Origin of the sequence: Lactobacillus delbrueckii subsp. jakobsenii ZN7a-9 = DSM 26046, assembly GCF_001888925.1 — a bacterium.
GTDB classification, from domain to species: Bacteria; Bacillota; Bacilli; order Lactobacillales; family Lactobacillaceae; genus Lactobacillus; species Lactobacillus delbrueckii.
This window is the reverse complement of record NZ_CP018218.1, coordinates 219,896-241,825: the sequence shown is the minus strand read 5'-3', so window position 1 is coordinate 241,825 and position 21,930 is coordinate 219,896. Positions and strand designations below refer to the sequence as shown.

24 protein-coding genes are annotated in these 21,930 nt (G+C 52.1%); 20 read left to right on the top strand and 4 right to left on the bottom strand.

Translation table 11 applies throughout. From position 1 onward, the window contains the following. Nucleotides 1-4: 4 nt before the first annotated feature. Nucleotides 5-640, bottom strand: coding sequence for a hypothetical protein (locus LJ046_RS01345; RefSeq protein ID WP_002879543.1), 636 nt, complete (start codon nt 638-640; stop codon nt 5-7). Nucleotides 641-704: 64 nt separating this feature from the next. Between LJ046_RS01345 and yaaA the strand changes: the two genes are divergently transcribed. The 5 genes from yaaA (at nt 705) to LJ046_RS01320 (ending at nt 5,611) form a co-directional block, all read left to right on the top strand. Further along, nucleotides 705-1,442 (top strand): peroxide stress protein YaaA, encoded by a 738-nt coding sequence (gene yaaA, locus LJ046_RS01340; RefSeq protein ID WP_002879542.1) that lies wholly within the window; start codon nt 705-707, stop codon nt 1,440-1,442. A gap of 180 nt (nt 1,443-1,622) precedes the next feature. Beyond that, nucleotides 1,623-3,026: an FAD-binding oxidoreductase gene (locus LJ046_RS01335; protein WP_002879541.1), complete on the top strand. Its 1,404-nt coding sequence runs from the start codon at nt 1,623-1,625 to the stop codon at nt 3,024-3,026. 302 nt (nt 3,027-3,328) lie between these two features. Beyond that, complete coding sequence (locus LJ046_RS01330; RefSeq protein WP_002879540.1) at nt 3,329-3,835, top strand: TetR/AcrR family transcriptional regulator; 507 nt, start codon at nt 3,329-3,331, stop codon at nt 3,833-3,835. A 41-nt stretch (nt 3,836-3,876) separates the two neighbouring features. Continuing rightward, entirely contained in the window at nt 3,877-4,935 is a 1,059-nt protein-coding gene (locus tag LJ046_RS01325; RefSeq protein WP_002879539.1) for an ABC transporter permease, read from the top strand. Between the two features lies 1 nt (nt 4,936). Then, complete coding sequence (locus LJ046_RS01320; RefSeq protein WP_002879538.1) at nt 4,937-5,611, top strand: ABC transporter ATP-binding protein; 675 nt, start codon at nt 4,937-4,939, stop codon at nt 5,609-5,611. Between the two features lie 313 nt (nt 5,612-5,924). On the opposite strand, the gene LJ046_RS01315 is transcribed toward LJ046_RS01320, so the two are convergent. Further along, entirely contained in the window at nt 5,925-6,851 is a 927-nt protein-coding gene (locus LJ046_RS01315; RefSeq protein ID WP_002879537.1) for a helix-turn-helix transcriptional regulator, read from the bottom strand. A 91-nt stretch (nt 6,852-6,942) separates the two neighbouring features. On the opposite strand from LJ046_RS01315, the gene LJ046_RS01310 reads away from it, so the two are divergent. Together LJ046_RS01310 and LJ046_RS01300 are read left to right on the top strand one after the other, a co-directional pair. Continuing rightward, nucleotides 6,943-7,335 carry a pyridoxamine 5'-phosphate oxidase family protein gene (locus tag LJ046_RS01310; protein WP_002879536.1) on the top strand — a complete coding sequence of 131 codons (393 nt, stop codon included), beginning with the start codon at nt 6,943-6,945 and terminating at the stop codon, nt 7,333-7,335. A gap of 686 nt (nt 7,336-8,021) precedes the next feature. After that, on the top strand, nt 8,022-8,519 hold the full coding sequence (locus tag LJ046_RS01300; RefSeq protein ID WP_002879534.1) for a PTS sugar transporter subunit IIA: 498 nt from the start codon (nt 8,022-8,024) through the stop codon (nt 8,517-8,519). Between the two features lie 66 nt (nt 8,520-8,585). Here the strand turns inward: LJ046_RS01300 and LJ046_RS01295 are convergent, their stop codons facing one another. Next, nucleotides 8,586-9,986: a C69 family dipeptidase gene (locus tag LJ046_RS01295; protein ID WP_035176744.1), complete on the bottom strand. Its 1,401-nt coding sequence runs from the start codon at nt 9,984-9,986 to the stop codon at nt 8,586-8,588. A gap of 275 nt (nt 9,987-10,261) precedes the next feature. Between LJ046_RS01295 and LJ046_RS01290 the strand changes: the two genes are divergently transcribed. From LJ046_RS01290 to LJ046_RS01270, 5 genes are all read left to right on the top strand, one after another. Then, nucleotides 10,262-10,810, top strand: a complete 549-nt coding sequence (locus LJ046_RS01290; protein WP_003616592.1) for a TetR/AcrR family transcriptional regulator — start codon at nt 10,262-10,264, stop codon at nt 10,808-10,810. A gap of 127 nt (nt 10,811-10,937) precedes the next feature. Then, nucleotides 10,938-11,477 carry an NAD(P)H-dependent oxidoreductase gene (locus tag LJ046_RS01285; protein ID WP_002879531.1) on the top strand — a complete coding sequence of 180 codons (540 nt, stop codon included), beginning with the start codon at nt 10,938-10,940 and terminating at the stop codon, nt 11,475-11,477. 16 nt (nt 11,478-11,493) lie between these two features. Further along, nucleotides 11,494-12,042, top strand: coding sequence for an NADPH-dependent FMN reductase (locus tag LJ046_RS01280; protein ID WP_002879530.1), 549 nt, complete (start codon nt 11,494-11,496; stop codon nt 12,040-12,042). Nucleotides 12,043-12,135: 93 nt separating this feature from the next. Next, nucleotides 12,136-12,918 (top strand): tyrosine-protein phosphatase, encoded by a 783-nt coding sequence (locus LJ046_RS01275; RefSeq protein ID WP_002879529.1) that lies wholly within the window; start codon nt 12,136-12,138, stop codon nt 12,916-12,918. 10 nt (nt 12,919-12,928) lie between these two features. Then, nucleotides 12,929-13,888, top strand: a complete 960-nt coding sequence (locus LJ046_RS01270; RefSeq protein WP_002879528.1) for an FAD:protein FMN transferase — start codon at nt 12,929-12,931, stop codon at nt 13,886-13,888. Nucleotides 13,889-13,933: 45 nt separating this feature from the next. Here the strand turns inward: LJ046_RS01270 and LJ046_RS01265 are convergent, their stop codons facing one another. Continuing rightward, nucleotides 13,934-14,458 (bottom strand): CvpA family protein, encoded by a 525-nt coding sequence (locus LJ046_RS01265; RefSeq protein ID WP_002879527.1) that lies wholly within the window; start codon nt 14,456-14,458, stop codon nt 13,934-13,936. 172 nt (nt 14,459-14,630) lie between these two features. Here LJ046_RS01265 and rsmG point away from each other — a divergent pair, with 172 nt between their 5' ends. From rsmG to LJ046_RS01225, 8 genes are all read left to right on the top strand, one after another. Further along, the gene (gene rsmG / locus LJ046_RS01260; protein WP_002879526.1) at nt 14,631-15,350 is read left to right on the top strand and encodes a 16S rRNA (guanine(527)-N(7))-methyltransferase RsmG; all 720 of its coding nucleotides are present in this window, start codon (nt 14,631-14,633) and stop codon (nt 15,348-15,350) included. An 18-nt stretch (nt 15,351-15,368) separates the two neighbouring features. Next, on the top strand, nt 15,369-16,193 hold the full coding sequence (noc, locus tag LJ046_RS01255) for a nucleoid occlusion protein (protein WP_002879525.1): 825 nt from the start codon (nt 15,369-15,371) through the stop codon (nt 16,191-16,193). A gap of 1 nt (nt 16,194) precedes the next feature. Further along, complete coding sequence (locus LJ046_RS01250) at nt 16,195-16,974, top strand: ParA family protein (RefSeq protein WP_002879524.1); 780 nt, start codon at nt 16,195-16,197, stop codon at nt 16,972-16,974. Next, the gene (locus LJ046_RS01245; RefSeq protein WP_002879523.1) at nt 16,952-17,842 is read left to right on the top strand and encodes a ParB/RepB/Spo0J family partition protein; all 891 of its coding nucleotides are present in this window, start codon (nt 16,952-16,954) and stop codon (nt 17,840-17,842) included. The genes LJ046_RS01250 and LJ046_RS01245 overlap by 23 nt, the downstream gene beginning before the upstream one ends. After that, complete coding sequence (locus LJ046_RS01240) at nt 17,835-18,098, top strand: DUF951 domain-containing protein (protein ID WP_002879522.1); 264 nt, start codon at nt 17,835-17,837, stop codon at nt 18,096-18,098. The genes LJ046_RS01245 and LJ046_RS01240 overlap by 8 nt, the downstream gene beginning before the upstream one ends. Before the next feature lie 76 nt (nt 18,099-18,174). Further along, complete coding sequence (ychF, locus tag LJ046_RS01235) at nt 18,175-19,275, top strand: redox-regulated ATPase YchF (protein ID WP_002879521.1); 1,101 nt, start codon at nt 18,175-18,177, stop codon at nt 19,273-19,275. A 14-nt stretch (nt 19,276-19,289) separates the two neighbouring features. Beyond that, nucleotides 19,290-20,060, top strand: coding sequence for a DUF1129 domain-containing protein (locus LJ046_RS01230; RefSeq protein WP_002879518.1), 771 nt, complete (start codon nt 19,290-19,292; stop codon nt 20,058-20,060). A 138-nt stretch (nt 20,061-20,198) separates the two neighbouring features. Further along, nucleotides 20,199-21,926, top strand: coding sequence for an ABC transporter ATP-binding protein (locus LJ046_RS01225; protein ID WP_002879516.1), 1,728 nt, complete (start codon nt 20,199-20,201; stop codon nt 21,924-21,926). The last annotated feature ends 4 nt before the right edge of the window (nt 21,927-21,930 follow it).

Here is a 21,930-nt window from a genome sequence, read left to right as displayed (position 1 = left end):
GAATTTAAAATTTTGTCTCCGCGATATCGTCCTCCGGCCGGTGGCCTTGAATCCGCACCAGTTGCCAGGCAAAAGGACTTTCTTGCTTCTTTAACTGAACCGTCAGGACTCCGTTTTCAAAAACAAATTCACATTCTTCCCGGCCGTCGAGCCATTCGATCCGGTTTGGCGCTTTCGTCAAGCCAGTCACCTTGACCTCTGCAGGATAAGGGGCCTTTAAGAAAAGGTAGGCCTGGTAGGGCGCGTGCCGGTTGGTCAAGACAAAAGCCTCTGCCGCGTCAGCTGACAAGTCACTTTCCTGGCCTTCATTAACCGCGTGGCCAAACTTGTGCATCCAGGCGTTCAAAGCGTCTAAAGCCGCTTGGTCAGCTTCGTCTTCGCCGTCCACGTCAACGACTAAGGCCTGGCCGGCCTTTCTGGCAGCTAGCAAAGCGTCCACGACTTCATCTGCCTTGTAGTGCTGGCCAGCTTGGTCTGGCAGGTAGGCGATGGTGTACTTTTCGCAGGCCGCTTTTAATTCTTCCCGGCCGCTGACGGCGCGGGCACCGATGTCCCTTGCCCGGCGGACCAGAGCATCCGCGTTTACATTTGCCCCAGTTGGGTTAAAATTTAAGATAATCGCAAAATCAGGGTTGATCATGCTTGCTCCTCCTTATTGTTAAACACATGTTTTATTTTACTAGATTATTAATAGGATGTAAAAAATGAAGATTGTAATTTCCCCAGCTAAAAAAATGCAGACAGACGGCGGCTTTTTGCCGAAAAGCCAGCCCGTCTTCCTCGACCAGGCTGAGGAGCTTTGGTCCTATTTGCATTCCTTAGATCAAGCTGATCTGGAAAAAGTCTGGCGGGCCAATGCCAAAATCACCGAAGAAGCCCGCCAGATGCTGGCTGCTGACCTAACTCAGCCGCAAGTACCAGCCCTATTTGCCTACAGTGGCCTGCAGTACCAGTACCTGGCCGCTGATGTTTTAGACCAAGCCGGGCTAGACTACCTAGATCAGCACCTGCGCGTTTTGTCCGGTCTTTACGGCAGCCTTCGCCCCTTTGACGGGATCGTGCCCTACCGCCTGGAAATGAAGAGCCCCCTGCCTGCCTTTAAGTATAAGAGCCTTTATGAATTCTGGGGAGAAAAAGTTTACCAAGAGCTCTACCAAGATGATTCCGTGGTCCTCAACCTGGCTTCCAAGGAATACAGCCATCTCCTGACTCCGTTCTTAAAAGAGGGAGACCGCTTGCTTGAGGTCGTCTTCCAGGAAGAGAAAAACGGCAAATGGCGGCCCCAGGCAACTCATGCCAAGATGGCCCGGGGCCGTTTAGTCCGTTGGCTGGCGGAAGGGGGACGGGACTTGTCCGACCTGCCGGACTTCACCGACTTCGGCTATGCCTTTGCCCCTGACCAAAGCGGGGAAGACCGGGTCGTTTTTCGGAAGAAGGCATGACGATTTTTCACAAAGTGCGAAAAAAGAGAAAAAATTTACACTTTTAAAAGGCTAGGAAGCGCTTGCTGACAGGCCTTTTTTCTTTTGTGCAATAAATCATAAAATTGACAACGCTTTCATATGTGATTTAATAGAAACGGAGATTGAAACACAAAAAAGAAAACTGTAAGGTGAACTAGAATGGAATATCATAAGTTAACTGCTGAAGACATTGAAAACTTGCGGCCAATGATTGCCGACCCAGAACGTTTTATTACTGAAGTAACTGAACACTGGGACCACGACCAATTCAAGACTGTCCGGGCTATGCCTGACCTGGTAATCCAGCCAACCACGGCTGAAGAAGTAGCCAGCGTCTTGAAGTATGCCAGCGACCACGAAATTGCCTTGACTCCACGGGGCAACTCAACTGGTTTGATGGGGGCTAACTTGACTGTGCACGGCGGGATCTCCCTGGACATGGTTAAGATGAACAAGGTTATCGACTACGACCCAGCCAGCTTGACTATCACTGTTCAACCAGGCATCCGTTTGAACCAACTGGAAGAATTTTTGGCAGACAAGCCATTTACCTACATGCCAGCACCAGCCATGCACTGGGCTACTGTAGCCGGCAATATCAGCACCAACGCCGGCGGCTTGAAGGCTATCAAGTACGGGGTAACCCGTGAACACATCCGGGAAGTAAAGGTTGCCTTGACTGACGGCAAGGTCTACAAGTTCGGTTCCAAGTCAGTTAAGTCATCATCCGGCTACTCCTTGAAGGACCTGATCATCGGTTCTGAAGGGACTTTGGGCGTGATCACTGAAGCTGTTCTCCGTCTTTACCCAAGACCAAAGCACGCTTTGAACGCCATCATTCCTTTCCCGACTTTGGACGATGCCATCCAGTCAGTGCCAGCTATCCTGGCTTCCGGCGTTGTGCCAACCACTGTTGAATACATGGGCCGCAAGGTCTTGAACCTGTGGGAAAAGTACTACGACGCTACTTTCCCAATCAAGGAAGGCGATGGCTTCATCATCCTGGGCATCGACTCCTTCACGGCCAGCGACGCTGAAGCCCAATTGGCTCAAGCTTTGGAAGCAGTCAAGCCATTCCACGCTTTGAAGGAAACTGTCTTGAACGCTGAATCAGACGAAGCCAAGACCATCTGGGACGCCCGTGAAAAGCTGCTTTTGGCCATCCAAAAGTCAACTCCTAAGATGGACGAAGTCGACGTTTCCGTGCCGATCAACAAGATTCCGCTGGTTCTGCACCGGATCGAAGAACTGGAAAAGGAAGAAGACATGCGGATTCCTAACTTCGGCCACGCCGGCGACGGTAACCTGCACATCTACCTTTGCTCAGACGATATGACTGACGAAGAATTCGCCAAGAAGGGCGACACCGTTATCTCCGAACTCTACAAGACCGCCAAGTCAGTGGACGGCAACATGTCCGGTGAACACGGGGTTGGCTACGCCCGCCAGAACTACTACGAAGACTTCTACGGCCAGGACTACACCGACTTGCTCAGAAAGGTCAAGGGCCTCTTCGATCCTAAGGGCATCCTTAACCCAGACAAGATCTTCCCGTTAAACTAAAGCACGGCTCCCTCCGCGCGGAAAATCCAAAGTAAAAATAATCAAGAACTAATCAACTAAGCAAATCAAGAATTAACCAAAAAACGAAAAGAACAAGTACCTAACAGTAAGTACATAAAAACAACAAAACAACATTTTAATTTTTAATCTTCACAAATTAATTATCACAGGGAAGGGCTGCTCCGGCAGCCCTTTTTTGTGCAAAAAAAATGACACTGCGTCACTTTTTATGTTGACACGGTGTCACTTCAGGCATATACTGGAAAACAGTTGAGGGTGACACGGTGTCACGGAGGTGAAAAATGGTCAAGGCAACTTTTGAGAATTTAAGTAAAGACAAGCAGGACCGGGTAACAGAGGCCCTGCTCAAGGAATTCAGCGCCCATACTTTGGCCAGCGCCCAGGTGGCGCGGATCGTCAAGGAAGCCGGGATTGCCCGGGGGACCTTTTACAAGTACTTTGAGGATTTGACGGATGCTTACCAGTACCTGTTCAAGCTGGCCATGCGGGACCTACACACGGGTCTGACCGGCCGGATGGGGGCAGACGAGCTCTATCAGATGACCAAGGACTTTGTGACCAAGGCTACTGGCAGCCAGTACTATAACTTGATCCGCCTGCACTACGCGGCTAACGAGGCGCTTTTGCCAAGCAGCAGGCCCAACAAGCAGATGCCGGCCTGTGCCTGGGCGGCCATGGCCCTGTCACACGAGGCGATCAGGGAAGCCTTGCTGGACCCGGACAAGGCTGATTTTTACTTAGACCGGGAGCATAAGGCTTTAGAGAAGCTCTTTAGCCAACATAAATAGGCAGGCTGGGAAAAGACATAAGAAAGGAAGAAAGCAAAAAAATGTTTTTAGCACTAAAAGAGATCAAGCATGAAAAGATGCGGTACGGCTTGATCGTCTTCATGATTTTTCTGATCGCGTACATGATTTTGGCAACCTGGGGCCTGGCATACGGCCTGGCCCGGGAAAACACGGTGGCTTTGGAAGGCTGGCAGACCAAGAGCGTGGTCTTGAACAAGAACGCCAACCTGTTTATGAACAGTTCGATTTTGACCAAGGACGACTTGAAGAAGATCGACCTGACTGACAAGGAAGCCGTGGTCGGCGAACTGCAGGTAGTGGCCAAGAAGAAGGGCAAGACCGGGATTAACGCCCAGTACATGGGGGTTAAGAAGGGCGAATTTATCTACAAGGACCAGGATGTAATTGCTGGCCGACGGGCTAAGAGCAAGTACGAAGTCACGGCTGACAGCAGCTTTAAGGACAAGGGCTACAAGCTGGGCGACAAGGTGACCTTGAACGGGTCAGACCACAAGTACACGATCGTCGGCTTCGTCAAGGATGCCAAGATTAATATTGAACCGATCATGTATGGCTTTTTGCCGGCATGGAAGGAATTAAAGAACGTGGCACCGGGGATTGAAGCTTCCGGGATCATTTCCCAGCGGAAGCTGTCTGTTAAGGGGAAGAACTTCAAGGCTTACGGGATTAAGGAATTTACGCAAAAACTGCCGGGCCACTCTGAACAGAACCTGACTTTTGAATTGATGATTGCTTTCATGTTCATCATTTCCCTGGCCATCGTGGCAGTCTTCCTGTACATTTTGACTATCCAGAAGCTGCCGAACTACGCGGTTCTGCGGGCACAGGGCGTGCCGGCCAAGACTTTGATTTGGGCCACGGTCAGCCAGAGTCTGATTTTGGTAACGAGCGCTTTGGTCCTTGCTCTTTTGGCAATCTGGGGCACGGCGGCCGCGATACCGGCATCTGTTCCGATGGCCTTTACGCCAGGGATTTTCGTGGCGACGATCGGCGGGATGTTGGTAATGGGTCTGCTGGGCGGGCTTAACCCAGTTAGAACGATTTTGAAGATTGACCCGGTACAGGCAATTGGAGGCTAAGATGGCAGCGATTGAAATTAAGAACGTGAAAAAAGTTTACGGGCAGGGGGATGCAGCGACGGTTGCCCTCAAGGGGGTCGACTTCAGCGCGGATACTGGCAACGTGGTTCTGTTGATGGGACCAAGCGGGGCCGGGAAGAGCACCCTGCTGACGATTATGGGTGCCTTGCAGACCGCGACGAGCGGGAAGGTGGAAATCGACGGCCAGGACATCAGCCGGTTGAAGGAGAAGGACCGCAGCCGCCTGCGTTTGAACAAATTGGGCTTTATTTTGCAGGCCTACAACCTGGTGCCTTACTTGACGGTTAAGGAACAGTTCCAGCTGGTGGACAAGGTGAAGAAGACCGGCAACTTGCGCCAGGAAGAATTAAAGGATCTTTTGGCTGACCTGGGGATTGAGAACCTGGTCAAGAAGTATCCGGAGAACTTGTCAGGCGGGCAGAAGCAGCGGGTGGCAATCGCCCGGGCCATGTACGCCAACCCGAAGATTTTACTGGCTGATGAGCCAACGGCATCACTGGACAGTGAACGGGTGGAAGAAGTCGGCCGCTTGTTTAAGAAGCTGGCCAAGGATGACAGGAAGGCGATCATTTTGGTCACCCACGACCCGCGGCTGGAAAAATACGCTGACCACATCTATGACATGATGGACGGGCAGTTGTCACAAAGAAAATAACAGAAGAAGGCTCCGCTCAGGCGGGGCCTTTTTTGACCGGATACGCAGAAAAATGACCGGATTTGAATTTTTGGCAGAAAAATCTGGAAAAAGGTTGTGATTAAATAAGAAAACGAGTGAGAAATGTGAGGTCGTTAGGGATGGAAAAATAAACGTGGGAGTGCTAATGACACTTCCACGTTTATTTTTATTCCGAATTCTACAAAAGTCAAAAGAACCGTACTACCCAAATTTTGGATAATACGGTTCTTTCTTGATGTCAATCCCTTAACTTAATGACATTGGATTGGAATATAGTCCAATTAGGGGCTTTTTAGCTGTATTGGTCAAGTATGGCAGCCAGCCGCTCTTTAAAGCTCCTTCTTAGCTCTTCTGGCGTGATGATTTTCGCATTCAGTCCAAAAGTCAAGAGATAGTCAATTAAGTACTCAAAGGTGCGTGGCGTATATGAACCGGTCAAATAAGTAGTCCCGCCTTCATGCTCAAGCTGCATATTTGGGTAGAGATTTTTCAAAAAATGTTCCTGGCCCCGGTGGTTGAGGAGAATTTTAAATTCCTGGCCTGACTTGTCGTGCTCAAACTCTAGCTGCTTTTGCTTCAATTCAGCCAAACTAAGCTTATTAGGAACGGCAGCCTGCTCAGTACAATCCTGCAATTGGTCGCAGCGGTAGTTCCAAAAGGCCTGGCCCAGCAAGTCATAGGCTGCAAACAACCAGTTGCCATCCCTAAAAAAGAGTTGGCAGGGTTGCAGCAGGACTTGCTGGCCCTTGAAGTTGGCCCGGACCAGGGAGTCGTGCAGGATTGACTCCATCAGCAGGCGCAAGTAAGGGTTGTGGTGAACTGCCGGGGGGTTGAAGAAGGAAACCGCTGCTTGTGAGGCTAAGACCTGCTGCTGCCGGCTCGCTGCCAGGTTCTTGAGCAGCTTTTGGCTGATCATCTGGAAAGATTCGTTAAACGGGGTTTCTTTTAGCTGCTCCATGGCTTTGAGCGCGAAAAATATCGCGGCAACCTCATCCGAATTGAAGTATATCTTGGTCAGCAGGTCCTCTTGAATCAGTGAATAGCCGCCAGCCCGGCCTGCTTCAGCATATAAGGCCAAGCCAAGTTCCTCCAGGCTGGCAACGTCCCTTAGGGCCGTCCGCTTGGAAATCTGAAAGTTGTCCATCAGGTCCTGCAGGTTAAAGCGCTTCTTGTCACTTAAAAAAATCAGCTCTTGATTAAGCCGCTCAGATTTTTTCAATTTTTTCTCCTTATTTTTGCTAAAAGGTGCCGTAAATTGTCATCTTTTTATTTTATGATGTCTACAACAAGAAGAAAAGGAGAATTTAAATATGTTAGAAGAAAGCACTACTTTAACCCAAAACTTTTTGGAGGTAATCAGCGATCCGCAACCAGTAACGATCGTTTCCTACCAAGCCAGTCCAGCTCATGTGGTCAACACCTGGAGCAGCTACATCAAGGTGGTTGATGACTCAACCTTCCTCGTGCCTGCTGCTGGGATGCGGTCGATTGAAGCAGATATTGCGACTCAAAACAGCCAGCTGATCCTGACCTTCGGCTCCATGAAGTTTGAAGGCACTGAAGGTCCAGGCCGTGGCTACCACGTTTATGCTACTGGCGAATTCGTTGAAGCCGGCGAGTACTTTGACCTCATGAAAGCCGATCTGCCTTGGTTGCGGAAGGTCCTGGTTGTCCACGTGCAAGAAGTTAAGCAAAAAATCTAAACTAAATAACTGACAAGAAAACCCCTGGTTGGATGAAAATCAACCAGGGGGTTAGTGTTTAGGAGCTTTTTGGCCATCTCCGGCTTGGGCTGAATGAACTGTCGACATATTTCCAGCTTGTATCACCATACGGCCGGATGATTGGCAAGGCTTTGCAGCAGCTTGATGTAGCTGCTTGATGCAAACGATACGAAGACACTGAACGGTCTAAGCAGCACCAGCTTGGACTATCAAAAGATCTTGCAGTCCAAATTAAGTTGGCAAGGCATTGCTAAAGAAACAGGAATCCCCTATTCTACAGTTAGGACGATGGCCCAGCCCGACTAGACCTCCGGAATACCAGCATTGTCCTAAATGGCAAGCTGTTCACTGATGAAAAGTACCAAGACATGTCAACCACGGCCAAGCTTATTTATGGTTATCTCGATCAACTTGCGCAAACGGACTATTGTCATGCTGAACGGTGAGATTCTAAGCTTTTCACGGAGGTTCCGTCATGAAATGGACAAATAAATTGGTTGACGAATATAATTGGAAGGTCGAAATAGCGGCCAAAACGGATGCTCCGTTAGGAAAATGACAATTGTTAGCGGGAACATATAGCAAAACTACCATCAAAATGATAAACTAGACAGTGATGATTCCGCTTACATATTTTAGTCTGAATATAATTTTGAGGTTGATTTATGTTTAGAATTTTTGATTTGCTAAAGAGCAGGGCCCGGCTGAGCAAGGTTCTGGCTCCGGTCCAGGGCAGGTTGTTCCCGCTCGAGGACGTCAACGATGAGATTTTTGCTAGCAAGGGACTGGGCGAGGGCTTCGCGGTTCAGCCGTCCAGCGACTTGATCTACGCTCCCTTGAACGGCACGGTTACTTCTTTGTTTCCGACCAACCATGAGATTGGCATCCGGACCAAGGAAGGACTGGATCTCTTGATCCACCTGGGTTTGAATACGGTAGAGCTAGGCGGGGTCGGCTGCGACATTTTAGTTGAAGCCGGTCAGGAAGTTAAAAAGGGGCAGCTATTGGCGACGATGAACCGCAAGCTGCTCCGCGGTCTCGGCTACGACGATACGGTGATCGTGACTTATACCAACGACCAGATCCTCAAAGGGGTCTCGGCACCGGTCTTCTTTAGGGAGATCAATGCCAAAAGAGCGGTCCAGACGATCAGCTACCATTAATTTAGATGAAGAAAAAGGCGTGAACGTTGCGGGGATGCGGGTTCGCGCCTTTTTTAATATGCTTTTTTACAAGTTCGGGTCCATCTGGAAGCTGAGCGGGGAATCACTCGTCTGCTGGGTAATCAAGCTGCTGATCAGCTTGTTGTAGATGTCCGTAACCGTCTTGGCCATCTTGGCATTGGCCTCATCAGCGATCGCCGTGGCCTGGCTTGGGTCAGCGTGCAGCTTCTGGTCGTATTCATAGCGGAGGCGCAGGACCTTTTCCTTGGCTTCCGTCTGGGCGTTGGCCAGTTCCTTGCCGTACTTGCCCCAGTTCCGGTCAACCAGAACCCCGGCCAGCTTGAAGATCCAGTAGGCAGAGTTCGGGCTGTAGTCGACCTTACCGTTGCCCCACATGTAAGGCACCTTGGTCCCCTGCGGGAAGAAGGGAATGTAGACGCTCTGCGCCGTAACCCCCATGGCCAGCCAGTGGTACATGTCCTCGCCCTTAAGCTGCAAGAGGTGGGATTCCTGGGTCGTCGCCACCCCGATCGGCCGGAAGCTTGCCTGGCCCGCGTTCTTCGGGTTGGTCAAGTCATATTCCGTATCGCTGTAGTGGCTGGCCAGTACCGTCTGGGCGTCCTGGACGCTGAGTGGCCGGTCCGCCTTTTGAATAAATGGCAGGTCAAAAGACTGTGGCTCTTGCTTAACTGACGGGGTCAGCAGCTTTTGCCCGTACCAAACCCGCGGGGTGTTGTAGTGCAGGTCGCTCTCGCTTCTCGTGCCAAAAATTTCCCGCCAGTTGAACTTGGCTTCCTTTGGCCACAGCTGGTGCTCATAAACGAATTCCTGCAGGCCGGCTGAATAAAGGAAGTTGGCCGGATCCTTAAAGTCGATCTCCTGAATTGACAGCTGGTTGGCAACCACCGTGTAGGAGTCGTCCGGGATTCTCTGGGCAACCCAGTGGTGGCCGGACCCAATTTCCAAGTACCAGGCCTCGTCTCTGTCCGCAAACAGAATCCCGTTTGATTCAGCCGCCCCGTACTTTTCCACGATTTCGCCCAAGCGCTTGACCCCTTCTTGGGCCGTCTTGACGTAAGGCAAAACAATAGTCACCATGGCTTCTTCCAGCAGGCCCTTTTCAGCGTCAAAGGGGTCGATGGCCAGAACCCGCTCGTTGGCATAAGCACTTTCCGTAGCACTCATTGCCACATGGTACTCATTGATCCCGTCTTCTTCAAAAAGCCCGTACTTTTTCGTCCATTCTGGAGTGGATGAATATGCAAAGGCCTCCTCTGGCAAATCAATTGTGAACTTGTTATCATGTGACTTGAAAGTCTGGGCTCCTGCTTGCCGCTGGTGGAAGGCCAGGTGCTTGGGCCAGGCCGTCCGTGAGTCTTCATTGCGGCCAATAATCACGCTGCCGTCTAGGCTGGCCTTTTTCCCGATCAAGATTGAAGTGCAGGATGAACGTCCGTGTGTTGTCATAATTTGTCCTCTTTTCTCCTTTTGCTCTTGTTTAGATTTTACCTTATTTTGCCTCCGCCCGCAGGAACGGGGTTTATCTGCTTAACTTTTTACTAAAAATACGCTGTTGGTTTGATATTGTGCTAATATATTAATTAGTACGAATAAGAGTTTTTTATAGGCTGATTGCCGATAGTTCATTAGTCTAAGCTAATAGAATCAGCTGGAAAAGCTTGGTCCGGTTAGGAATGAAATATTAAAGTGCTTTCAGAATATGATGAAATTAGGTGGAGCAGATGATGGCCAGAAGGAAAGAAATTGATCGCGAGCGAATATTGGACATCGCCTACAAGAAGGCCTTGACCGACGGGATCGAGAACCTGACTGCCCGCAGCATTGCCCAGACTGGCCACTTTTCAACTCAACCGATCTATTTGGAATTCAAGAACATGGATGGCCTGCGCAAGGAAGTGCTTAAGCGCGTCTCCCGCACCTTGCGTGATGAAATCCTGCAGAAGAAATTTATTGGCGAGCCCTTATACGATGTTGACCTCTCCTACCTGCAATTTGCCCGCGACCACCGGAGCCTGTTCTCAACGATTTTCGTCAATGGGGAATTTGGTGACGACTTAATCCGCGATACCTTGATGGACCTGGGCCACACCAAGCTCCGCGAACAGTACCAGCGCGACCTTGACCCGGAACTGGAGAAGTGGCTCATCGCCCTCAACTGGATTATCGTCAACGGCCTGGCCGTAATGCTGGTCGATGGCCTGATTGACTATGACCAGGACAACTTCGTCCGGATCATCAAACGGCAGCTGGAAAGCCTTTTTGACCGCTGATCCATTTAAAAAATTAAACTATCAATCGGGCATTTCTATCCTTGTAATTTATTCACAAAAGCCCTGCTGAAATCCCTTTAATTTGGGTATAATAGGGAAGTAATGGAAAATCTGAAAGGTGGTTTTTATGAAAGTTTTAGCTCTTAACGGATCTAACGCTGACAAGTCTTACAACGAAATGCTGCTGAAGTTCATTGCCAAGCACTTCGCTGATAAGTATGATTTTGAATTCGCGACCGTGAAGGGGTTGCCGATGTTTAAGGAAGGCCAGGAAGACCCGGCTGACGTGGCCAAATTAAGTGACCAAGTTGCCGCTGCTGACCTGGTTTTGATCGGGTCACCGGAACAACAGCACTCAGTAACCAGCGCTTTGAAGAGCGCCCTGGAATGGCTGTCAACCAACACTCACCCCTTCAACGGCAAGCCAGTCGTTATCGTGTCAACTTCACCGCTGGCCCAAGGGGCTGCCCGGTCACAGACCAAGCTGAAGACGATTTTGGCTTCCCCGGGCCTGCGCCCGGTTGTCTTCAACGACGATGAATTCATGATGGGCGGGGCAGCTACTGCCTTTGACGAAAACGGCGATTTGAAGATTCCCGGTACCGTTGACTTCCTGGAACACTTCTTTGACGAAGTCGACGCCTGGTACGCACAAATCACGAAGTAAGTGGGGGAATTGCCAAATGAAATTATTAGCTATTGTCGGAACTAATGCCGATTTTTCTTTCAATCGTCTGCTCTGCCAGTTCATCGCCAAGCGCTTTGGCGATAAGGCGGAAATCGAAGTCGCTGAAATTGGCGACCTGCCAGCTTTCTACAAGGAAGGGCAAGCTGATGCCCGCGTTGCGGCATGGCGGGAAAAGGTTGACCAGGCTGACGGCTTGATCATCGCTACTCCAGAATACGACCACGCTATTCCAGCTGCTTTGAAGAGCGCTTTGGAATGGCTGGGCAGCCACGCTGGCAGCAAGGTTATGGCCTACAAGCCAGTCTGCGTTGTAGGCGTGTCCTTGGGCGGCCAAGGCGCTTCCCGCGCCCAGGAAGATGCCCGGGAAATCCTGCTGTCTCCGGACATGACGGCCAACGTTTTGCCAGGCAACGAATTGCTGATCGGCCAGGCTTACAGCAGCTTTGACAAGGAAAGCGGCGACCTGGTTGACGAAGCTTCAATCGCTCAGCTGGACAAGGTTATGGAAGCCTTCTTTGCTTTCGTTACCCAAGCCAAGAAGTAATGTAAAAGAAAAACTGCAAAATAAGGCGGATAGCTTGGCGCTTCCGCCTTGTTTTGTTTTAAAATTGTAGGGAGAAGTGAAGGAGGAGAAAAGATGGCAGAGGAGCTTTTACCCTTGAAAACAGTCCGCAATCCCCGGGACCTTGGCGGCTATACCGGCTTTGCCGGCAGGAAGATCAAGGCCGGACTTTTGCTGCGGACCGGGACGGTCGCAGCGATCAGTGAAGAAGATGGCAATTATTTGAGGGCTCGCGGGGTGAAAACCATCATCGACCTCCGTTCTCCGCAAGAATGCCGCAAGCGGCCGGATAAAAAGCTAGCCGGGATTCAGAACGTCAATATCCCCGTTAACAGCCGGGACCAGACCAAGGCCGGAGCCAGCCTGGCGGAATTAGCCAGGCAGTACGGCCTAGACCCCCTGGCGGGCTTCCGCCATATGGTGGAGAGCTACCGGCTGATGGTGACGGAAGAGCACGCCCAGGCGGCTTTTGGCCAGGTTTTAGCCTATCTGGCTGAAACTGAAGGCGGAACTATTTATCATTGCTCGGAAGGCAAGGACAGGACGGGCCTGGTGACTGTCTTTTTGCTGACAGTTTTGGGGGTTGACCCGGAAACCATCCGCCAGGACTATCTTTTATCCGCTCCCTACCTTAACGACTACCGGGCCAAAAGGGACAAGGAAGCCCGGGAAAACGGGGAAAGCCTGGTGCAGCGGGCCAACCTTAGGTCTCTGGGCACGGTCAACAATGAGTACTTAGACAGCGCCTTGATCACCATCGACCAGGAATATGGCGGCATGGAAGCCTTTTTGACCCGGCAATTGGGCGTAACGCCCGTCCTTCGTGACCAGCTCCGGGCCAAGTATCTAGAAGAGTAAGGATTTAAAAATGGGAATCATCAAATACATATCAACTGACCAAGTGATGGCCCAGCACAAGGCCATGGGGACCCACATCAGCCTGCAGATCTACGGGGCAAGGGAAGACCCGGAAAAGATCCTGGACCAGACCAAGGTCCTAATCGACCACTTTGAAGACCTGCTGACGGTCAACCGCAAGCCGGACCACCCCCGCTACAGCCTGTCCGAAGTAACCCGGGTCAACGACCAGGCGGGCAAGGAGGCCGTGCAAGTCTCCAGCAGCGTTTACGGCTTGATCAAGCTGGCCGTTGAGACCAGCCGGAAAAACTTCGGCTTCAACGCCTTAATCGGCCCCCTGGTTAAGCTCTGGTCCATCGGCTTTCAGGATGCCCGCGTGCCAAGTGACGCGGAAATCCAGGAGAAAATGAAGCTGATCGACCCCTGGATGGTCGAATTAAATGACGATGACCACACGGTCTTTTTGAAGCAGGAAGGCATGGAGCTGGACCTGGGCGGGATCGCCAAGGGCTGGACGGCCGACCGGATCAGGGACCTCTGGCGGGCCTACGGGGTCGAAGCCGGCATCATCAACCTGGGCGGCAATGTCCTCTTCGTCAACCCTTGCCCGAAGCGGGCCAACGGGATGTGGACGGTAGGCGTCCAGGATCCTTTGAAGCCGCGGGGAGAAAACATCACGGCCATGATGATCCCGGAATGCTCCGTGGTCACCAGCGGGACTTACGAGCGCTTTTTGGAAGTGGACGGGCACAAGTACCACCACTTGATCGACTCCCGGACTGGCTACCCGGTGGAAACCAACATCGCCGGGGTGACGACCTTCACCAAGAATTCCGTTGACGCGGAAATCGAGTGCAAGCGCTGCTTCTTTGCCGGCCAGCCAATTGCCAACTGGGTCAATGACCACCGCTTAGGCGCCATTTACGTGTATAACGATGAACGGGTGGAAAAAGTCGGCCTGGATTACTAAAGTAAAGCAAAAGCAGCCTCACCTTCTGGTGAAGCTGCTTTTTCCTTAGGCCGTGGTCCGGCTGATGCTGAAGAGAGTCTTGAAGACCCCGGTCGACAGACCTGGCGTGTCGTTGACGATGAAACTGAGCAGCTGTGAATCGCTGATCAGCTGGCTCAGCTGGCTGATGCCGACTGAGTTGAGGATGGACAAGACCACGTACATGAAGAAGTAGGAGGCCACGAAAGAAACGATGGCCCCGGCCATGTGGTCCAAAGTGGCCGTGAAACCAGTCTTGGTCTCCTGGGCGGGTAGCCAGGCCTTGAAGATCTTGGATATCTGCTTGAGGATGAAGAAGAGGGCGAAGAAGGCCCCGAAGCGGCAGGCATGCAGGACCAGGCTGGAGTCGCCCGCCTGCCCCTGGACGAACTGGGTGTAGATCAGGTCGCCGACTGGATTCTGCAGCATGATGGCCAGCATGAAGACCAGACCGGCGAAGATCAAATTGACAATCCGCTTGGAGAAACCCACATGGTAGCCTTTGTAGGTCTGCCAGGCGATGTAGAGAATGACGAAAATAACTAAGAGCATCTTTATATCCTTTATATCCTTTGTTTTTAGCTGTAATTTTCCATGGATTCTTTTTGACCTTCAAGCAAAAATAATCCATAATTGTTAAGATGGTTTGTGTAACATTTTTTTGCGCAAGATTGCTTTTTGCGTTACATTTAAGGGTGTGAAACACGGTTTCACAGGTGAAAGAATGAATCCTGAACTTTTTGCAGAAACATTGTCAAAATATAATTTTAAGTTGTCTCCTGTCCAAGAGCAACAATTTAAAACATATTTTAAGGAATTGGTCCGGGTCAATGAACACGTCAACCTTACCCGGATCACGGACGAAGACGAGGTCTACCTCAAGCACTTCTACGACAGCGTGACTCCGCTCCTGCTCTGGCCAGAGGTCTTTGCAGAAGGAGCCAAGCTCTGCGATGTCGGGGCCGGAGCCGGCTTTCCGTCACTGCCGATCAAGATCCTCCGCCCGGACCTGGAAGTCACCATCGTTGACTCTTTAGGCAAGCGGCTGAACTTCTTGTCTGACTTGCTGGAGAAGCTTGGCATCGAAGGCGTGAACCTGGTGCACGGCCGGGCTGAAGATGTGGGGCAAAACCCGGACTACCGGGAGAAGTTTGACCTGGTAACTGCCCGGGCCGTGGCCAGAATGAGCGTTTTGAGCGAATACTGCCTGCCCCTGGCCAAAGTCGGCGGCAAGTTCCTGGCTTTAAAGGGGCCGCGGGCTGATGAAGAATTGGAAGACGCCAAGGGTGCCCTGGAGAAATTGGGCGGCGAAGCTGTCTTCAGCCGGGTCATCACCCTGCCAGGCAGCGCTGAAGAGCGGATCCTCGTCCTGGTTGACAAGGTCAAGGCAACTCCGGGCAAGTACCCGCGCCAGGCAGGCACGCCAAACCGGAAACCCTTGTAGTTTTTTGGAGGTGCCCAAATGGCTTTTGGTTTTTTTCATCGAAATGAAATTCCCCAAAACAAGCAGGTCCAGGACCTGCCTTTAGCGGAAATCCATCCGAACCGCTACCAGCCAAGAAGGACTTTTAGCGATGATTCTATCCAGCAACTCGCCCAGACCTTGCAAGAAGAAGGGCTCTTGCAGCCGATCATCGTCCGCCAGGACCAGGGCGGCTACGAAATCATTGCCGGCGAGCGCCGCTTCCGGGCGGCCAAGAGCCTGGGCTGGGAAAAGATCCCGGCTATCGTGAACAATCTCGATGACCAGCAGACCGCTTCTTTGGCCTTAATCGAAAACCTGCAAAGGGAAAACCTGAATCCGATCGATGAGGCCCAGGCTTATGAGCAGCTGATGCAGCTCAACGACTTGACCCAGACCCAGCTGGCCCAGGATATTGGCAAGTCCCAGTCCTACGTAGCTAACAAGCTCCGCCTGCTCAAGCTGGCTGAACCTGTGCAAGAGTATCTGGCCAAAGGCGGGCTCAGTGCCCGCCATGGACGGGCCATTTTGGGCTTAAGCGAAGAGGACCAGGTTAAATTGGCTGAAGAGATTGTCGAAAAAGGTCTCAGCGTGAAAGAGACGGAAGAGCGGGCGGCCAAGCTGGCCAATCCTAAGCCAGCCGTTAAGAAGAAGGCGGTGGTCCGCTATGGCCGGGACATGCAGCTGCAGATCAACACGATCAAGCAGGCGGTTAAACTGGCCAAGGAGTCCGGCGTGAAAGTCAAGGTTACCGAGGCGAAGAGCCCGGATGAGTACCAGATTACTATCGTGATGAAGAATCAGAGAAAGAAGAAGGAGGACTAGCATGGGTAGCGTCATCGCAGTCGCCAACCAGAAGGGCGGCGTTGGCAAAACCACGACGACCATCAATTTGGCCGCTTCCATTGCTAAAAGAGGCTACAAGGTATTGATTGTCGACATTGACCCGCAGGGCAATGCCACCTCAGGCTTGGGGATTGAGAAGTCGACCATCGAGTATGATATCTACAATGTTCTAATCGATGAAATCCCGATCGCCTCAGCCATCAAGCCGACTAGCAGCAAGAAGCTGGACATCCTGCCGGCCACGATCAATCTGGCCGGGGCGGAAACCGAGCTGATCAGCATGATGGCCCGGGAAACCCGCTTGAAGGGGGCCATTGAAGACTTGGGCGACAAGTACGACTTCGTCTTTATCGACTGTCCTCCTTCTTTGGGGCAGTTGTCCATCAATGCCTTTACGGCCAGCCAGTCGATTTTGATTCCGGTCCAAAGCGAATACTACGCTATGGAAGGATTGAGCCAGCTGCTCAACACCATCCGCTTAGTCCAGAAGCACTTTAACAAGGACCTGGGCGTGGAGGGGGTCTTGCTGACCATGCTGGATGCCCGGACCAACCTGGGGGCCGACGTGGTCCAGCAGGTCAAGGAATATTTCGGCGACCGGGTCTACAAGACGATCATTCCGCGGATCACCAAGCTGGCTGAAGCGCCAAGCTACGGGGAGGCAATCACGGAATACGCGCCAAGTTCGCGCGGGGCCAAGGTTTATGATGACTTAGCAAAAGAGGTGCTGAAGGCTCATGGCAAGAGACTCAAGAAATAAGAAACAGGAAAAGAAGGGCGGCCTGGGCCGGGGCTTGGGGGCGCTTTTTGAAGAAGAACCCCAGGTAAAGCCGGCCGAAGAAATCGAAGACCTGCCTTTGGCAGAAGTCCGGCCCAACCCTTACCAGCCGCGGAAGAATTTTGATGAAAAGAAGCTGGCAGAACTGGCTGAATCCATCAAGGAAAACGGGGTCCTGCAGCCGATCATCGTCCGCCGGTCAGTCGGCGGCTACGAGATAATCGCCGGTGAGCGCCGCTGCCGGGCTTCCCAATTAGCCGGCCAGGCCACCATCCCGGCCATCATCCGCCAGTTTGATGAAAGCCAGATGATGGAAGTGGCCATCTTGGAAAACCTGCAGCGGGAAGACCTGACTCCTTTGGAAGAAGCCCAGGCTTATGAAATGCTGCAAAAGAACCTGGGCTTGACCCAGGAAGAGGTTTCCAAGAAGATGGGCAAGTCCCGCCCTTACATCACCAACTACCTCCGTCTGCTCACCTTGCCGCAGAAGACCAAGGGTCTTTTGCAAAGAGGGGAATTGTCCATGGGCCAGGCAAGAACCCTTCTGGGCTTAAAGGACAAGGACAGGATCGATGAACTGGCCAAGCGGGTGGTTAAGGAAGGGATGCCGGTCCGCAAGGTCGAGGCGCTGGTCGCCAAGATGAACGAGCGCGGGCAGAAGCAGAAGAAAAAGAATGCCGGCAAGTCAGCATTCGTGCGGGCCAGCGAAAGCCAGCTGGCCGCCAAGTTCGGCTCGCCGGTAAGCATTACGGAAAACAAGACGGGGAAGGGGCACTTGTCAATTGACTTTGCTTCCCCGGATGAACTGAACCGAATTCTGGATTTGTTAGGTGTGAATCTCGATGACTAAAAACATTACTTTTGACTTGGCGGACACGGTTGAAATGAAGAAGCCCCACGCTTGCCAAACCAACAACTGGGAGGTCCTGCGCCTGGGCGCCGACATCCGCTTGAAATGCATGGGCTGCGGGCACGTGGTCATGATGCCGCGGGCTGATTTCAACAAGAAGGTCAAGAAGGTCCTGGCCAAGAGCAATGATCCCGTCAACTTGAAGAACGATTTTTACGTGGCCAAGGAAGACATCGCCCGGCCAAATTTCGGCTAGGCATTGACTAATCTGGCCAAAAGGCCAAGAATTAAACACGCAAGCAAGAAAAAACAAGAAAGAGGAATTACAAAATATGGCTTTAACTGCTGGTATCGTCGGTTTGCCAAACGTCGGCAAGTCAACTCTTTTTAACGCAATTACCAAGGCGGGCGCGGAAATGGCTAACTACCCATTCGCGACCATTGAACCGAACGTGGGGATGGTTGAAGTGCCGGACAAGCGCCTGGCCAGAATCCAAGAACTGATCCCGGCCAAGAAGGTTGTCCACACGACTTTTGAATTCACCGACATTGCCGGTTTGGTCAAGGGGGCTTCCAAGGGTGAAGGCCTGGGCAACAAGTTCCTGGAAAACATCCGCCAGACCGACGCTATCGTACACGTGGTCCGGGCTTTTGACGATGAAAACATCACTTCCGTCTCCGGCAAGGTTGACCCGGAAGAAGACATCGACACCATCAACCTGGAACTGATCTACGCTGACCTGGACTCAGTTGACCGCCGGATCGGCAAGGTGCAGAAGATGGCCCAGCAAAAGGACAAGGAAGCCATGGCTGAATACAATGTCTTGCAAAAGATCAAGCCAGTTCTGGAAGCCGGCGACCCGGTCCGGTCCATCAAGTTCACTGATGACGAAGCCAAGATCGTCAAGGGCCTCTTCCTCCTGACTTCCAAGCCGGTCATCTACGTGGCCAACATCGCGGAAGAATCCATGGCTGATCCGGAAAGCGACAAGTACTACCAAATCGTCAAGGCCCACGCCGACAAGGAAGGGGCTGGCTGCCTGGGCATCTCCGCGGCTATCGAAGAAGAAATTGCCGGCCTGGACGATGAAGAAAAGGCAGAAATGCTGGCGGCTGAAGGGGTTGAAGAATCCGGTTTGGACCGCTTGATCCGGGCTGCCTACCACCTGCTGGGCCTCAGAACCTTCTTTACGGCCGGGGGCAAGGAAACCCGGGCCTGGACCTTCCACCAGGGCATGAAGGCGCCGCAAGTCGCCGGTGTCATCCACTCCGACTTTGAACGGGGCTTCATCCGGGCCGAAGTCGTTTCCTTCGAAGACCTGGACAAGTACGAAAGCATGCAGAAGATCAAGGAAGCCGGCAGAGTCCGCCTGGAAGGCAAGGAATACGAAGTCCAGGACGGCGACATCATCGAATTTAGATTTAACGTATAAGGCAGGAGACAGAAGTGAGCGAAGAAAAGCAAGTTAAGAACGCTTCTCAAGCCGAGCTGCAAAAGCAGGGGCAGGCAGAAGCCAAGACGGAAAGCATCAAGCAGGAGAACCCGGAAGAACTCCGGGGGAAATTGTCCAACAAGAACAAGGACTACATCTACCGCTTGAAGAAGGAACTGGTTGCCGGCGGCATGAGCGAAGGCGACGCTGACGCCCAGATCGACGGCCTTTTGCCGGAAATCTACGACGCCCAGATCAAGGGGCAGCCGGCCAACGTTTTGTTTGGCGCCGCGCCTAAGCTGAAGGCCAGCCAGATCCTGCACCCGGTCGTTAAGCCGGAAAGGGTGCCGGACAAGCTGGTAGCCCTGGACGGGGCCCTCTTCTACACGGCCATGCTGACGGTTCTGTTTGGGGTCTTGCAATTGTTCACGGACAACAGTAAGTCCACTTCCTCCGGTTCCGGGATCCTGACCTTGATCGTGATGGGTCTGGCCATGGGCTGGTACTTCACCAAATACAACACCTGGATGCAGCCTGACCCGAAGACCGGCAAGCCGGCCTGGGGCAAGGTGATCTGGGGCCTTCTGGGGTCACTTTTGATCATCATGCTGATCGTCTTTGTCCTCTCAATTCCGGCCCTGTCCGTCATCAACCCGGTTCTGCCAGGCTGGGCTGACATCCTGGTGGCCGCAGCCGCTTACGGGATTCGCTGGCTGGTTCGCCGTCACTACGGGATTGAAGGGACTTCTCTCAGCCCGGACAAGCTGACCATGAAGAAAAAGTAAATCAATAGCGTGCTTTTTAATCCTAATGGGTGTAAAATAAGCTGATAAGTATAAAACAAATAGATGCTCAGCATCTATTTGTTTTTGTTTGACGATTTTTTTATAAAAAGCGATGAGCAGTAAAGAGGGAGGTCATTAATGCTTAAAACTTTATTGAAGTCCGTCCGCCAGTACAAAAAAGAGACGCTCTTGTCTCCTTTGTGCGTGGTCGTCGAGGTCTTCATTGAAATGTATATCCCATATATCATGGGGCTCTTGATTGACAACGGGATCAATAAGGGGGACATGGACTACGTGCGCAAGATGGGTCTGTTCACCATCATGCTGGCCCTGGTCTCCCTGGTCCTGGGGGCCAGTGCTAGCTACTTCTCAGCCCACGCGGCAGCCGGCTTTACCGCCAACCTCCGCCATGACATGTTCTACCACATTCAGGACTTTTCATTTGAAAACATTGACAAGTTCTCCAGCGCGAGTCTGGTGACCCGGCTGACGACTGACACCAACAACATCCAGCAGGCCTACCAGATGAGCATCAGAATGGCCGTCCGGGCCCCGTTCATGATGATCATTTCCCTGTTCATGGCAGTTTCGATCAGCTGGAGACTGACACTGATCTTCCTCGTGGCTGTTCCGATTTTGGCTTTTGCCATGATCTTGATCATTAAGAATGCTCGGCCATACTTCCCGAGAATCTTCCGGGCCTATGACGAACTGAACCGGAAGGTCCGGGAAAACATCCGCGGGATCCGGGAAGTCAAGACCTATGTCCATGAAGAAGAGCAGATCGACAACTTTAAAAAGTCCACCAGCAAGATCTACAAGCTCTTCAGACGGGCCATGTTCATCATGGCCTTCAACGGCCCGGTCATGACCATGATGATCGACGCTGTCATGCTGGCCCTGTCCTGGTTTGGGGCAAAACTGATCGTGGGCCATCAACTGGCAACCGGCCAGCTGGTTTCCATGTTCTCTTACACCATGTCCATCTTGATGTCCTTGATGATCCTGTCCATGATCTTCACCCAGCTGATGATGGCTCAGTCAAGCGGGCGCCGGGTGGCTGACGTCTTGATGGCCAAGCCAACTATTGTCAACCCGGCCAAGTCACCTTTGACCAGCGTGACCAACGGGGAAGTCGTTTTTGACCACGTTGACTTCAAGTACAACAAGGAAGATGCCCACTATGCCTTAAAGGACATTGACCTGCGGATCAAGTCCGGGGAAACTTTGGGGATTATCGGGGAAACCGGGTCTTCCAAGTCAACCTTGATTTCCATGATTCCTCGCCTTTACGACGTGACCGGCGGGGCAGTCAGAGTCGGCGGCCACAACGTGCGCTCTTACGACCTTAAGACCCTGCGCGACAACGTGGCGGTCGTTTTGCAAAAGAACGTCCTCTTCACCGGCACTATCAAGGACAACCTCAAGTGGGGGAATGAAAAGGCCAGCGACGAGGAAATCGTCTGGGCAGCCAAGATTGCCCAGGCTGACGGCTTTATCCGGGAAATGCCGGACGGTTATGACACCATGGTCGAACAAGGCGGCAACAATGTTTCCGGGGGGCAAAAGCAGCGGATCACGATCGCTCGGGCCCTGTTGAAGAAGCCGAAGATCCTGATCCTGGACGACTCCACCAGTGCCGTCGACACCAAGACTGAACGGGAAATCCGGGAAGCCTTGAAGCGGGACCTGCCGGAAACGACCAAGATCATCATTTCCCAGCGGATCGTCTCCATCAAGGATGCCGACCGGATCGTGGTCATGAACCACGGGAAGATCGAAGACGTCGGAACCCACGATGAATTGATCAAGCGCAACGACTTGTACTCATCCATCGCCAAGTTCCAGGAAGAAAACAGCAAGTAGGTGA